Origin of the sequence: Flammeovirga pacifica, from assembly GCF_000807855.2 — a bacterium.
Classification (GTDB): domain Bacteria; phylum Bacteroidota; class Bacteroidia; order Cytophagales; family Flammeovirgaceae; genus Flammeovirga; species Flammeovirga pacifica.
This window is the reverse complement of sequence record NZ_JRYR02000001.1, coordinates 3,730,088-3,745,928: the sequence shown is the minus strand read 5'-3', so window position 1 is coordinate 3,745,928 and position 15,841 is coordinate 3,730,088. Positions and strand designations below refer to the sequence as shown.

General features: G+C 32.2%; 8 protein-coding genes. All 8 read right to left on the bottom strand.

Features of this window, described 5'->3' with window-relative positions; translation table 11 throughout:
* Nucleotides 1-36: 36 nt before the first annotated feature.
* Nucleotides 37-747, bottom strand: coding sequence for a hypothetical protein (locus NH26_RS14655; protein WP_044227373.1), 711 nt, complete (start codon nt 745-747; stop codon nt 37-39).
* Nucleotides 748-821: 74 nt separating this feature from the next.
* Entirely contained in the window at nt 822-1,526 is a 705-nt protein-coding gene (locus NH26_RS14650; RefSeq protein WP_044227371.1) for a hypothetical protein, read from the bottom strand.
* Between the two features lie 28 nt (nt 1,527-1,554).
* Nucleotides 1,555-3,645 (bottom strand): fibronectin type III domain-containing protein, encoded by a 2,091-nt coding sequence (locus NH26_RS14645; RefSeq protein WP_139263083.1) that lies wholly within the window; start codon nt 3,643-3,645, stop codon nt 1,555-1,557.
* Nucleotides 3,646-3,649: 4 nt separating this feature from the next.
* Entirely contained in the window at nt 3,650-8,371 is a 4,722-nt protein-coding gene (locus NH26_RS14640; protein ID WP_044227366.1) for a hypothetical protein, read from the bottom strand.
* A 29-nt stretch (nt 8,372-8,400) separates the two neighbouring features.
* Entirely contained in the window at nt 8,401-10,131 is a 1,731-nt protein-coding gene (locus NH26_RS14635; RefSeq protein ID WP_044227364.1) for a TonB-dependent receptor, read from the bottom strand.
* Nucleotides 10,132-10,156: 25 nt separating this feature from the next.
* Entirely contained in the window at nt 10,157-10,642 is a 486-nt protein-coding gene (locus tag NH26_RS14630) for a hypothetical protein (protein WP_139263081.1), read from the bottom strand.
* A gap of 14 nt (nt 10,643-10,656) precedes the next feature.
* Nucleotides 10,657-12,183, bottom strand: a complete 1,527-nt coding sequence (locus tag NH26_RS14625) for an OmpA family protein (RefSeq protein ID WP_084812192.1) — start codon at nt 12,181-12,183, stop codon at nt 10,657-10,659.
* Between the two features lie 5 nt (nt 12,184-12,188).
* Entirely contained in the window at nt 12,189-15,833 is a 3,645-nt protein-coding gene (locus NH26_RS14620; RefSeq protein WP_084812191.1) for an FG-GAP-like repeat-containing protein, read from the bottom strand.
* Nucleotides 15,834-15,841: the final 8 nt, after the last annotated feature.

Sequence of the window (15,841 nt, the reverse complement as noted above, 5' to 3'; positions counted from 1 at the left end):
GTATTAAAAAAATCTTAGTTTTTTAGTTCAAAAAATCTATAGAATGCTTGGTAATATTAATGGTTGTGATTGGATCTGTTTTGATACCACTTGAATTGTAACTATATCATTCAAATATTTAGAATCTAGTTCTTCAATATCTTTAATTATTAATTCTTTACCGTCAAAACTTGTTAGTAACCAATGATACTCTAAATCAAGTGTTTTAAAAATTAGAGGAGGGACATAACCTTTTATTCCTTTCTCTAAAGAACTTACTTTAGGTCTATCGTCCTCAATTAATACCCTAGTATATGTCAACAACAAACAATTTGGCTTAACCTTATGAGTATGTGATACTAAGTTAGGTATGTATATTCCCACATATTCATTTAAAGGACATAAATAGGAATAATTTTTATAAATAAATTGATAACAAAAATTACATGATGCATTTTTTTCATAGTCTTGTCCATAACTGCTACAATTGTTGTTATCATCAGGCCTAAAATCATTTATAATTCTAAAATTAAAATTAATCTCCGTTTCTGGAGTAATCATATAGGTATTACCTGCATGTTCGATATATTCCTGTTGGTCTAAACTCATATCAACAATCCAATCAAAAGTCAAACTACAGTCTGAACAACTCATTGCTGAAATAGCATGATTTACAAAAATATGCTGTCCTTTTTGAATGGTAATTTGACCATGTGATTTAATTATCAGAAAAAAATATAGCGAGATTGTTAGTAAGAGATTATTCATAATTCTTTCAAAGAATGATAATTTTAGCTTAGATAATTACGATAAGTTTTGTTTATTAACATATAAAATAATGATCATTTTAAAGCTATTTCATCATCATTTTTCATAAGTAAACATTTAGATTTAAATGAAGAAGACACAACTTGTATTGAGTGAAGTTGATCCATTCCATTAATGTCTATGATTCTGGAAGTTGAGTCTATTTTTTGTTCTCCATTTAGAAAAGTTAATACCCAATAATATTCCTCATTAATATTATCAAAGATATTGGGAGCTCTAAATTTACTATTAGAACCTTGCTTAATAGGCTTATCTTCGTCTATGTAATACCAAATAACCCAATATCTATAATCATCACCACTAACATTAACTGACTGATTATCAATTCTCCCGTAAAGCTCACCTTCTCTATTTATGGTGTGCTCTTTTGAAATTAAATTCGACTCCGTTTTAGACAACTCAATACAAACACAATTATTTGTACCCAAATCCTTAGGTGAGCATGGTTTTCTTGTGTCATCTCGGTACATATAAGATTTGTGATAAAAAGTATATTGAAAATCTATTGTAAAAGGAGAAGATGACATTTTATCTTCATAAACCACAATTGAATTAGTATTACATGAAAATTCTGAATTTGAAACATCTGGAAGGTCATTTGTGTTTACCATAGGCTTTATATAGTACTTACCTTTCTCTAAAATAATTTGAGCAAATAAATTATTTATGTTGAAAAAAATAAATAACAGTAAGGATGTAATAGTAATTCTAACTTTCATAGTATTTTTATTCAGTAATTTGATATTATTAATATTTCAGTTCGACTTTAGAACTATAATTTGAGGATCCTCCTTCTTTATATTTCACTTTTACTCTATATGAATATACCTTTCCATCTTTTACTTCATTATCAGTAAATTTACTTGATACACCATCTAACCTTTTATAAAAACGAATAGGTTCGTTATCAATTGATTTATATATATCTACAAAGAACTCTTCTGAGATTGGAGAAACCCAGTCTAAGTCAATGGCATTCTCTTTTCGTGAAATCTTTAAATCTTTTACCCCTGCCCTCACTTTATTATCATAGGAATGTAAGCCAACAGGTTTTGTAGGAATAGATTCTAACCCAGATTCATCCACTGCAATCATTAGATAATAATGAACCTGATTTGTAACAATTGATGAATCAGTAAATGTTTGCTTTCCTAGAGGATTTTGGTATTCCTTAATAAGTTCCCACGTCTCTGCTTTTGATGCTCCCTTTCTATAAATCAAATGATACATTACATCATTACTTGCACTCGGATACCATTCAAAAGAAGGACCTTTTGATGTATTTGATGTTTTGCCTATTAAAGGTGCTGATGGAGGAATTATATCTGGTCTAGCTACTTCTAATGGATCTGAAAAGTTAGAAGGATTACCTCTTAAATCTATTGCGAGAACCTTATAAAAGATTTTTTTATTTAATACTTTTATACTAATTGAATCTTGAAAAGAAATAGCTTTTATTTCTTTATTGGTTACTTGTGCATATTGCCCATTTTTTTCATTTGAACGATAAACTCTGTACCCTAAAATATCTGACTCAATATTTTCGTCCCATTCTATATCAACTCTACCTAAAGAATCAATAGTAGCTATCAAACCTTTAGGTGCATCAGGTGGAATACTATCAATCGTCTGGTAAAAAGAAACCAAAGACCAATTTATATCACCTGTTTCTCCAAGTGCTCCTAACTTATAATAGTTAGAAGGACCTGGCCCAATATCTAGAAAATCACCTGTTTGAACAGGTATATTTTTACTAAGTGTGTCCTTAAAGACTTTATCATTTTCACCTCTTACAAGTAAAAGAGCTTTCACTCCAATTTTTTCATTCTCTTTTATTTCCCAAGACACCCTTACATTACCTGAAATTTCATCTTCCTTTACATCAATCTTTGGAGTAAAATTCATGCTGTTTTTTACATTTACTTTATAAGGGGGTGAATATGGTCCCCAATCACCAAAAGAATCTTTACCTTTAATTCTATATAAAAAATCACCTGTCTGACTACCTAATGTGTCTACAAATAACATGTTAGGTGAAGGTGTGTCTTTTGAAGGTTGAACAAACGGCACCTCAGTTAAATCAGTATAAGATGCTCCATTGTTATCTGATCGTTGCACCCAATAACTATTGTACACATCACTTAATACAAACCAATTCCATACTATATGAACTTGGCCTTCTCTATAAAAGGCATTTACATTCCATGGTTTGGGTAATGGTTTAACATCATCTGTATTTAATAAAACCTTACCGGTTTTGATTACTTCAATAGAATCTGGTACCAAAGAATACACCCTATATAAATACCTTTCTCCTTTTTTGATTTCTCTATCAGTCCAACTTATCCCAGAAAGTTCTGCTACTTTTTTTGATTGATCTGCCCCAAATAATGCATATGAAAATCTTGCCTCTCTTTCTTTTACTTGATGAACTATAGAAGCTAAAGGTGAATTATTCATAGATGAGGAAGAAACATCAAAAGACGTCCCATAAATAGCTTGAGCTGCCACTGCGATATACATATCTGATGTATCTGCATCAAATGCTTTTCCCCATTCTTCTTCTGGTTTAGGTAATAACTTATTAATTAACCACTTTTTCTCGGGGTTATCTAAAAGTTTACCATTTCTAAATGTGGTAATTCTTTCAACTTTATACCCATATTTTCTGAGTAGATCCCAAGACAAAGAATTATTTGGAGCCCACCTCAAATGGTTTTCACTTTCTGTTACTTTACCTAGTACCTTTATTTCAGGAATTAATACTTCATCTTGAGCATTAATTGAGTATAGAATTCCCAAAGTCAGGATATATATTAAGTTTATTCTATTAAGCATAAGGCTATTGAATATTATTTGTCATTTTAATTTTAAACGTTGATGATGGAACTTTTTTACCAGGTAGAGTATAGGTTGAGATTATATGGTATTCACCTACCTGTAATTTTGGTGCTCCAATTCCAACACGAATCAAATCTATCTTTTTCTCAACTACTGGATTAGTAATATTAAGTAAACCTTTATCATTTAAATCCTCCAATTCTGCTTGAAAATCTTTAAAGTCTTTACCTATAAAATAATCTGGGTTATAAAAGATCCTGTAACCATTATGATAGTTTAAGTTACCGGATAATAGTTCATCATCGGATAATGTTAGACTGCCTTTTTCATGGTTATCATCAAAATATAAAGAATTGGTTGGTTTTACCCACCCAAAACCACTTTCAGCATTTCTCCAATTTAATTCAGCTCCTGCCAAAGGATATTCAAAATACATTAAAGGGGTAATCAAGTGTTTAAAATGAGGATCTTCGAAATCAACTTTAATATTAATTAGCGGATCAGAATTTTTACTCCCATTTACTTCAATATCATCCAACGTTTCATTGTTTATTGCATTAAAAAACGTGCTCATTTGGAATCTAAACGATCCTGGTAAAACACTTGTTGTTCCTTCTGAAAAATGAAGATTTCTTATTTTTTCAGGGAATGTTTTCCACTGACTTGTTCTAAATGATGATGTATAGAACACTTTTTCCTCGTTAGATTCTAACACTTCTCCAGTTGAATTTCTTTTAGTTATTTCAACAGAAGACTTATTTTCACCACCGTTATTTATCTGAACATTTTCTTTAGTTTCTACAACATTATCGTCGACATTAAATGATGTTTTTGGTAAATGAACTAAGTCCATAGTATAAATTTTACCTGTCTTCATTTCAGTTGGGATATCAAAAGACACTAATTTTTGATTATCATTATAATTAATATCTCCGTATGTGATTTCCTTATTATAACTAGTAAATCTTGCTTTTACTTCCCATTTATCAGGATTGTCTACTTCAAATAAATAATCCCAACCTTTTTGTTCCATCTCAAGATATCCTTTATCAGATTCTTCAATATGAAGGTTCATCATTCTTTCTACCGGGTAAGCTACTAGTACTCTACTATGGTCAATATACTCAGGTCGTTTTCCTGATTTAAATTTAAGACCTTTTGCTAAGACGTCATCTGAATTAACTGCCACCCATTTACCTCCTTTCTTTTCTCTAAAATCTAACACTATATAGAAAGCATAATCGGCTTCATTTTCTAGCATACTTTCAGGCTGTAACACTAAAGTAGTGTTATCTTCATTCCATTCTACATTACAAATTGCATCTCCTGATTGCCTAGAAGTTAATTGAACCTTTTTAACATTAATTTTATAGCTTTTCTTCTCATTAGTATTAGGATCAACAAGTTGCATAGTCTTATTAATAGGTACATTAAATACTACTTGTGGGGCCGAAAATACATCTACATCCTCGCTTTGATTAGAAGGGGACATCGAGGCTATAATCTCCATTCCACCCAATGGGCTTGCACCTTGTATAATACATTGTTCTCCTAGTGTAAATTCAAAGCTACATTCTCCTTTAACCATCCCTCCTAAAATATTAAACTTGCCTCCCACTATACCGAAAGCATATATTGGATTTGGTCCTTTAAATTGTAGTAAGGCAGCAAACCCTGCGTCTATAATATCAAACTTTCCATTTATGAATTTTAGGTTTACTTGGATTCCAATTTTTGCTTTTATGTAAGCGTAAATCTGACCTTGAGCAAACCAACCATTAATACCAATTTGTCTTCCAGTGTTTGCACAAACAGCTCCTGCCCCGTAGTTTTTCACCATTAAATCAAATCCTAACCCTGCCTTTATATCTGCATAAAACATTAAAAAGTTAAGATCAGGTGTTCCAAACTTAATTGCAGCTCCAAATGCTACACCTCTACCATCGCTTATTAATGATTCATTTCTGCTATTATCAATATCAGCTGTAGGATCTTTCCCTAAAATATCAATCACTTCTTTAGGAGCCTTAAATCCACTTGGTAAATTATCTCCAAACATAAAGTAGGAAGATGCTTCCACTCCTCCCAAGAAAGATAGTTGAATTGGGTTTTCGTTGGTACCAATATGTAAATACCATGATTCTTCTTCTATATGTACAACAGCTACTCCTCCTCCTTCAATAGCTCCGGCATTAATTGTAACAGAAAGCTCACCATGGAATGAATTATTTAGAAAATCCATTTCAACAAGAATTTTAGCAAATACCTTTGAATTTCCTTCTTTCAAATAGGCACTTCCATAACTCACTTTTTCTGGCTCAATATTTTTTACCTCTTGTTTTTCTCCATTCGCATCTTTTTTGGCTTCGTTATCCACAGTTGAAGCTAATTCTTCTAATTTAATTGGAGGCATAGGAGGTGTCATAATACTAGCACAACCTGCAAACATAGCGTACCTTATACCACCCCCTCTATTAAAGGTCATTTCAAAAGTGGTCTCTGCAAGCATTGATTCTTTTTTAGGAATTGCAAAGATGATAATGGCTTTTAAACCAAAACTTACACTTGCATCTGGCACGTAAACTCCTCCTGTTGCAGATTCTATATTTGAAGCAGTAACCATATCGGAAGGAAGTTTAGACATTCCATAATACAAGCCCCCTCCAAAACCTTGGAAAGATATGGTTCCCACTGTTAAACCTGGTTCAGGAAGTATTGCCAAACAATCTATGTACCAATAATTAAGATCGTCTTTTTTACCAAACATTACAGTAGCTTCCATCCCAATACTAGCGCCACAAGTTGGACCTAGTTGAGCTTCCACAACTCCTATAAATACATCTCCATAAGTTTCATCATCTTGTAAAATTGCAATCGTACCTTTTATGTCATAAACTCCCGTTTTACTTGCTTCGATAGTAATTTTTGAAACTATAGTGCCATTATATTTCCACCCATCATTATCACGATAAGCCCAAACAGAAATAGCTCCTCCTCCACCAAAACCTTCTGATCCTGAGTGAAGAGATATAGTTGCATCTACATTAAGTGATACATTACCATCTGTTGCAGACATCCCTATTTCATTTATTGTCAGATTTTTTCCCGATAATTTTTGAGCAATAGCCTCAGAACTAGCACCAAATGCGACTACAGAAATATAAGGAGCTCGAGTTTCCATTAATAAACCTTGAAAATCAATATCAGCTAATTCTAATGACGAATCTTTGGATTTAACACTCATGGATCCATCAATTTCTAATGCTCCATAAAAAATACCATCTGTCAACTCAATTGTGATTATTGTATTATCCAGTAATAATTCACTTTGATCACCAAATGGAGCAAAAGGTAATGTTTCTCTATTTTCTGCATAAAAGTGAAAATCCCCTCCATGTCTTATTTCAGCTACATAAGCTAATAGTGTATTATCATCTGTGATTGGGACTTGAAGGTCGCCACTCATGTTAGCAAAAATGAATTGCCCTTTAAGGATTTCTACTTCAATATGTACTAGTGATAGTCCCCAACCACCACCAAGATTTCCTTGTTCTAATGACAGTAGTTGATGGCCTTGGAAATTTGCTGTTAAACCATAATCATCAATAATTAAGTTACTTACTTGAAAAGATGTTTTGTGCTTACTAGCATTGGCTAAAGCAGTACTATCACTTTTCGCCATTTCTGCTTTCTGTTGATCTGTTAATATAATTTCTGCCTCTTTTATAGCCTTATCTCTGGAATGGTTTTCATACATTACCTTATCAAAATCACTTGGCATTGTGACTTCAGCGTATCTGATATAAAACCCCTTCCAAAGATTGGTATCTTCTTCTAGAAATTCTGTAGAATGATAATTTTCAGGAAATTGAATATTTGCATTTCTCGTTTCAGATTGATCATATACTACATCTGATGCTTCAAAAATAAATCCTCGATCATGATCTTCACCCATTCTAAATCTTGGAAGGTTGACAGCAACGATTAATTCATCAAAAGTTTCAATATGTGATGTAACAGGAACTATGATCTCTTTTTTAGGAATTGGATTCCCTTCAGCATCACAAGGCCTAATAAGATCTTTATTAAATATTACCTCAAAATCTAAAGCCATGTCTTGGTATCCATCACATCCCCAATTGACAAATGTTTGGCCGTTTTGTGTCGTTCCTTTAAAATTTAAACGTATATCTTTTGAAAGGTTGACCTCAAAATTGTTGAGCAAAGCCAATTTACCAAGCCCTCCGAATCCCCTTTCTTGACTAAAAGCTACATCAAATGCTCCAAAAACTAATTGTTGATCTGAGTTAGGAAAATCGATTACTAAGCCCACATCAATTAAAGTTCCTCGAGGAGTTAATCTCACCTTATCAATTACAATAATAAACTCAGTATTACCTACCTTTTTGGGAATACCTACAGGTAAAGAAATTAGATCAGCTTCAGAAAAAACAGAAGTAAATAATTTGTTTTCTTTTACTTTCTTTAAAGCCCCTCTAATATTGGCTATTTTTTTTGATACAGGTTGTTCTTTATCGTCGTTAAAAAAGTTCTCTTTATTTTCTAAAGATTCCTCTTTTGGTAATTCTACATCAAATGACCTAAATTTTTTAAACTTAAACTTTGACGATTTACTTTCTGCAGGACTAATTGGATCATCTACAGACGCAAAAACATTGGTAATACCAATAATAAAAAGTAATATGATGAATGTTTTTTTCATTAGTCGAGTAGTATTAGTTATTGTTTAAGTTAGTTTTTTCTTGTTTTTTTATTGAAGGCTGAGAACCTATATGCATAAGTAAGAGTAACAGTTAACTCTGTGATAGAATTATCTTCTGCTTCAATTTTTCGTTGCCTATTCATTAAAGCGGAAGAAAGATTAATAGAGTGAGATTTATTTAAAGTAGTTGACGCTCCTAACCTCCAGCTAATTACAGTAGATTGTACTATATTATCTGATCTACTTTGATTCATTGAAACACTTGTTCTTGCTTTAATTTTTTTATCTAAAAAGCCTTTTGTACAACTAATAGTAGGTCCCGCAGTAAATGTTGATGGAATATCATTACCTGCAAAAGAATAACTTCCATTCGCACTAAATCCCAACCTTAGATCTAAAGGTTTATTCCCCCAATTCCATCCTAAAGCTCCATTCCAAAATTGACTATTCGCATTATTTACCGCTTGATCTGACTGTTGATCAGATGTTTGTTGATAATTAAGATTTAAATTAAGATTTTGAATTATTTTTTTTGATCCACTGATATTCCAATTCACACTTAAATTACCAGCATCAGTTAATTGTGTATAGTTTAATGTATCAAATTGATGTAAAGGATCTGATTGGTTAATCACTTCGAACTGGTCTCTGATAACAGTATATGATCGAAAATTAGAATAATTAAAACTAGTATTTACTTTTTTTGAAACTATCCAATTAAGGTTTAATGCCATATTAAAATTGGACATATCAGAGCTATTTTCCCCATCGATATTATTTCTTTGTGTTCCAAAATTACCGCCAATATTTACTTTCGAATTAAACAGAGCACCATTAATATTCAGACTCATGGTTTCTAAATCATTATTAGCATAATAACTTCCTAGCGTTCTATACTCAGGTCCTATTCTTTCATAGGAAGTTCCAAAAAGCCAAGATTTAAATTGATAATTTAAACCAAAATTGCCTGCCCAATAAGATGAAGTTGATGTTCTAGAATTAAACAACCAATCAGTCCCTTTATTCGCTGCTTTTTCTGCATTTGTATTTGTCGTAAGAATTGAAACTCCAATCTCAGATTGAATCGTCAAATTGCTCACAATTTCTTGCCCGAAATAGACACTAGTTGATAAATTATCTTGAGGAAGAAGTCCTTCTGGAATGCTGTCTGATTTATAAGAGGATGGGTCATCTTTTGCCTTAAATAAGGTCACTCCTATATTACCTGTTTTATGACGATACTCTGTCTTAAAACCATACCCCATTCTTCTAAATGAAGGTTCCCCGTTCTGATTTTCTTCATCATATAAAACAGCGTCTCTTAATCTACCATACATCACACTAAAATCCCAGCGGTCATTTGGACTACCCGAAACCGCAGCACCCAAAAATGTGTGACCACCAAGAGTATATGGAGAGAAACTCACATTACCATAACCCAATTGAAAATTTAACCACTTATAAGTAGGTGAAATAGAGAATTGATTAAAAGGTTGGTTGTAATTAAAATCTTGATTTGAATAGGTAAATGAAACAGGGATTGCCATTCCATATACATCAAAATTCAAATTACCAGATAATATATACCTGTATGGGTCTCGTCTACTTTCCATTCCCCAAGCACTATAAGCTGTTTGGTTAAAAGACAGTCCTCCAGAGATTTTAACAGGGTTCTCCTTGCCAATTTTATCTAATTGTTGAGAGAAAGTATTGCTCAGAGTAATAAAAAATAGTAACGCTATAAAAAATCGAGCTTTCAAAATTTGAAAAGATTATGTTTAAAATCTAGTTTACTTTAATAGGTTTTGATTCTATTATTCTATACCACAATAATTTAATAGTAAAATTAATTCCTTCTTTATTTATAATTAATTCTATTTCTCCCTCAGTATCATTGTTTGGATTAGATATAGTAAATCCAAAACTTTCATCATAAGGTCCTGTTACTTGTGTCAATTCTACATATTGACACCTACATTTTCCACCTCCTTCAACATCTGTCCCAGGATCACAAACGGAAAAGTTAATACCATCTTCCTTATACCTAATGTATTCTCCTTGTAAATCTTTCAATGAAAATATTATTTGTCCAGATAAAGTTCCTTTTTTTAAGTAAGTCGTAGGTAAACCTCCAACCCTATCAGTTCTTGAACAAGGAAAAAACGTCTTAGCATTAAAACTAATGGCTCTAACAAAATAATCATCTACACCAAGTACTTGTCCTGTTACATTATTAAATGTAAATAGTAATAATAATAACGATATAATCATTTTTGTTATTCTCATTATCTTTCAAAGATTAAAAGTTCGACACGCCTATTTAGTGCTCTATTTTCATCCGTATCATTATCAACTAATGGTACATTATCTGATTTAGAAGTGGCTTGAACTCTGTGTTTTTCAACCCCATTTGTCCAAAAATAGTCTCGGATTTGTTTTGCTCTCTCCCAAGCTATCTTTGCTTTCACTTTTGGCATTCCTAAGTCATCACTGTGTCCAATAATCTTTATACTTAAATCTGGATTATCCATAAGAAGCTTTACAGTATAATCGAGCTGAAGCTGAGAGTTTCTTGTGAGCCTTGTTTCGTTTAATCTATACTGTAAAGTATAAATGATGGGTTTATCTACACTACCAGATTTAGGTTCCTTTTCTACAAAATCATTTGAAGAAGGTTGATCGATATCATCAGCATCTGTTACAATAGCTTCTCTATCTTCATTAAATGTTCTGTATTTATAATTTTGGGAATGATCACTTACAGCTGTTGATTTATAATATGTCTCTTTGTTCCTTCTTCTTTTGCCTCGTACATTTTTTAATTTAAATGCAACTTCAAAAGAAGATTGGTTTGGCATAGATATATCATTTGATCTAGTACCAAAATAATTAAACATGGCTAATTCATAATTTTTTTGATCAAACTTAAATCCAAGACCAAAACTCCCATTATTACTATAGGATAATGCAGCAGCTAAACTTCCTGTACTAATTGGATCAGTTGGATTTTCATTATAGAAATGATAACCACCCCAAACTGCCCCTTGAATAAATTGTCTATTGTCTGCATATTCAAAAATCATATCAGGTGTAATCGAAAGACTAGGATGAGCCCACATGGTAATTGAAGCAGTAATACTATAACCAAGGTTTAAATAATCAGAAGATAAATCAGATCTATTCTCAGGGGAATTCATTCTGTATATATTTACTCCTAATCTATGTCTTTCTCGGTTGTATTTGTCTAAACTAGACCATAATAGACCACTATAAACACTTAGATAACTATTTCTTTCTGAGTGAATAATTTCATTAATTTCTGCATCTGGAATGAATCCATATATTGGATGCCACAAACTTCCGGTCGTAAGACCATCTGTTGAAAGTTGAATGGAAGTCCATGACCCTCCTAAACCTAAGGCTAAATCATGATTTTTATTCAATCGAACTGTATAGGCAAAAGAGCCTCCTATTTCTTGCGTTTTAAAACCGATACTCTGAGATGGTGACTCATTTAGAAAATAAAGTCCTCCACCGCCTTGAACTAATTTAGTCTCTTTATTTATCCATGGTAGCACAGCTGTTACAATACTTCTACTTCTATGAACTCCTTCACCATAATTAATAGATTTATGTAATAAACCAACGGAAGCATCTGTATTAAATCCTCCCCAAGCAGGTGATATCCTTAAAGGTGCATACTCTCTTAATGCATCATAACCTGATACTTGAGCCTCTGTTTTCATTATTGAAAGCACTAGCAAAAGAATGAAAACACTTAACCATTTTATTTTATTTAATATTTCAGTCATTTGCTTTAGCGTAATAGATTAATAGTTCCTGTGTTATTTCCTTTAAACCTAATTTCACTTCCATCTTCGTAGATTCCATTTATTTTCCAAAAATAGGTACCTGATGGAAGCTCTTTACTTCCCATTTTTCCATCCCATCCTACACTCATAATATCATTTACATTATCTGAACTGTAGACTAATGCCCCCTGTTGATCTGTCACTTTTATAGAAATTGACTTAACTCCTTTTCCGTAAACCAGAAATAAATCATTCTTACCATCTTGATTTGGAGTAAACAGATTGGGGATGAATATTTCGTTTCCTACATGTACTGTGACACTTTTTGTTGAGGAACATCCAAATTCTGACATCACTCTTACTGTGTAAGTTGTTGTTACTTCAGGGTTTACAGTTGGTGTAGCTATATTAGGTTGATCTATATTATAATCTGGCATCCATAAATAATATTTACCACCTTTTGCTTCTAAAGTAGTTTCACCCTTATATCCAATGGCAACGTCTTCACTTATAGTGATCGTAGGCAAGTCTCTTACTGTTATTTTTACTGTATCCTGATGTGATATACAATCTCCTAGTGAAGCTGTCACTATATATTCAGTTGTTTTATCAGGAAACACCATAGGATGAGAAACATTAGGATCATCAATACCTTCTGCAGGGTACCAAGAGAAAGTATAATTATTTTCACCTCCTTCAACAATAGGGTAGCCTCCTAATTCTACTCCTTCACCTTTACATATTTCTTGATCAATGCCGGCATTTACTGAGTAAAACTCATTTACAAAAACAGTCATAGAATCTAAAACACTCATACAACCTTTTGTATCTGTAACTTTAAGATAATAAGTTGTTGTTGACTTAGGGTTTGCTATAGGTTGAGCTATATTCTCGTTACTCAAACCATTAGACGGGATCCATAAATATGTATAAGCTGAATTAGTATTAGCACCAATTTTAACAGATTGACTAGTACAAATTGATTTATCTTCACCTGCTTTTGCTATCGGTAATGGAATCATTTCAACATCCACAGTATCGAAAGTTATACAATCTTGCCAAGAAGTTACTTTCACAATAACTTGAGCATTATCAGTCACTGTAAAAGTGTAATTCTTAGAACTTTCTTCTGTTAATGGTTTTCCATGAATATCAAACCATAAAGTACTTTTCCAATCTCCATCAACATTTAATGTTACTTCATTTTGGAAACACACTTCAACCTTTTCTGGAAAATCAAATTCAGGTAATTTCAGCTTCTCTACATAAATAGTATCCGACCATACACATCCTAAAGCATTTGTTCTAACACACCAAAGAGAATCATCTTCTGTAACGGTCATAGTGTATTCATTATTATCAGAAACTTTGCCTGTACTTTTTAAATACCATTCTATTTTATCAGATGCTTCCCCTATATTAAAGTTAACTACTTCATTTTCACAAATAGAGATATCTCCACCTAATGAAAACTCAGGTAAGGCAAGTTTATTGACATTTATAGTATCTGAAAATTCACATCCTTCAAGACTTGTTACTTTTACCCAAAAAGTTTCATCACTGAAAATATTTTGTTGATAAGTTAATTGATTATCGTTTTCAAGTTTACCTGAAAAATTAGAATACCATTCAATCGTTTCAAATACATTTAAATTTTCTATTTCTATCATCACTGAATTTCCCTCACATATCTCTATGTCTTCACCGAGAGTAAATTCTGGTAGTGTGATCATTTCAACTTTCGTAGTATCGTAACTAATACAACCTTCATGATTAGTAATCTCTGCTACATATTCTTTCGTTTCTATTACATCAATAATAATGAACCAATTATCTTCCTCAATAGGAGCTTCTATTCCTTTTTCAAACCATCTTACTTTCTGCCAATCTCCGGTGACAGTTAGTTGAGTAGTAGAATTGAAACATAATTGTTGATCCTCAATATCAACTATAGGTAATTCTAAAATATTTACTCGTATAGTATCTTTTACTGTACAACCTAGTGGTTTTGTTATTGCTACTTCAATATCTGTAGTTGCTAAAAGAGATATTGTAAGACTTTTCCCTTGGCCTAACTGGTTTCCATCTAATGTTGACCAAACAACCACATCGTTTACTGTTCCTTCTGATAAGGAAAAATCAACACCACTACAAACAGTAATGTCTTCACCTAAATCCGGTTTATCACAAATCGTAAATTCATGCTCATCTGAAGGTGAAGATATTTGATGATTACTTCCACTAGCAATCACTTTCAAAAAGTATTTACCTTCTTGTAATTCAAATAAGTTAAGTCGATTTACGTATGTATATGGTTGAAATCTTATTTTTTTCGATAATGAATTGACGTTACCTTGATATAAGTCGTAGTTACCAGAGGAAGTACCAAGTAAAATATCATAACCAATAGCTGTATCTACATTGTCCCAACTTATTTCAACATTATTTTGAGTGGTTACGCTTTGGAGGTTTGAAGGTGAATTGACTATTGGTTGTATTTCATTCTGAATATTATTATAGGGTATAGATTTGATACCAACATAAGTTTCTCCAGTAAGAATTAAATCAAGGTTCTGATCATTGTCCCAATCTGTTACTAATATTTTTCCTGCAGATATATCGGATAAAGCGATACTACTATCCACAAACTTAGTTCCATCATTAAACAAAATATAAGTTTGCTTATTTCCATCATTATCTACTCCTGTAATGGTTATATCTTGATATGTATTGGCATTAAAATCTGAAAAGGTTAAATCACCTCCAGCTATTTGTGGAATATCCCAATTGGTTTCTACCCACCCTGATGCCAAGTTTAAAAATAACTTTGTAATTGATAAACCACCACTTCCAAATCCATTTTGAATGATATCTAACCTACCGTCTCTATTGATATCAGCTAATTTTACATTTTGTGAAGTTAATGTAGCAAATGATGTAGATGCAGGGGTCCAATTCCCTTTCCCATTATTTAAATATATTTGAGACAAGAGACCTCCAAAACTATTATTCCCGCCAATAAAAATATCTAAAGTTCCATTACCATCAGCATCAAAGGCCAACATTTCAGCATTATAAGCAGCAGGTAAATTTATTTGATTTTCTACCCAATTATCACCTTGCTGATAGGTAAAATATGTTGTTACCGCTGTTCCATTTTCAAGTCCTGTTAATAACAAACCATTGTTTCCATTCATTAAGAAGTCGCCAAATAAACCATTTGACTGAGACAACTGAGGTAAATTATTAGTGATATCAGACCAATTACCATTACCTAAATTTTTGTAAACAGTAACTATCCCATTCCCTAGTCCATCTTGTCCACAAACTAGTAAGTCAAATAAACCGTCTTTATCAATATCAAAAGAATTTAACTTAGGATGATGAACAGCAGTTAAGCCATTACTTCGATTTACCCATTGTGAACCATCAAATTGTAATGCCTGTAATAACCAAGATCCTGAGGCATCTTCACCAGCAATAATGATATCTTGTTGTCCATCATTATTTAAATCAACGGAAATTAAGTCAGAGTTTTTTACCAGTGGGAGATTAGGGAAAAATTTCTCTTCAAACCCCTGTCCCATTACTTGATTAAAACTTAAAGTCGTAATTGTTAGTAAATAAAAAAATAGTTTTACTAGCTTCATTTTTGTTT

Excerpts from the sequence above, each read along its gene's own strand:
- NH26_RS14655 (WP_044227373.1), bottom strand. The coding sequence starts at position 747 with ATGAATAATCTCTTACTAACAATCTCGCTATATTTTTTTCTGATAATT.
- NH26_RS14650 (WP_044227371.1), bottom strand. The coding sequence starts at position 1,526 with ATGAAAGTTAGAATTACTATTACATCCTTACTGTTATTTATTTTTTTC.
- NH26_RS14645 (WP_139263083.1), bottom strand. The coding sequence starts at position 3,645 with ATGCTTAATAGAATAAACTTAATATATATCCTGACTTTGGGAATTCTA.
- NH26_RS14640 (WP_044227366.1), bottom strand. The coding sequence starts at position 8,371 with ATGAAAAAAACATTCATCATATTACTTTTTATTATTGGTATTACCAAT.
- NH26_RS14630 (WP_139263081.1), bottom strand. The coding sequence starts at position 10,642 with ATGATTATATCGTTATTATTATTACTATTTACATTTAATAATGTAACA.
- NH26_RS14625 (WP_084812192.1), bottom strand. The coding sequence starts at position 12,183 with ATGACTGAAATATTAAATAAAATAAAATGGTTAAGTGTTTTCATTCTT.
- NH26_RS14620 (WP_084812191.1), bottom strand. The coding sequence starts at position 15,833 with ATGAAGCTAGTAAAACTATTTTTTTATTTACTAACAATTACGACTTTA.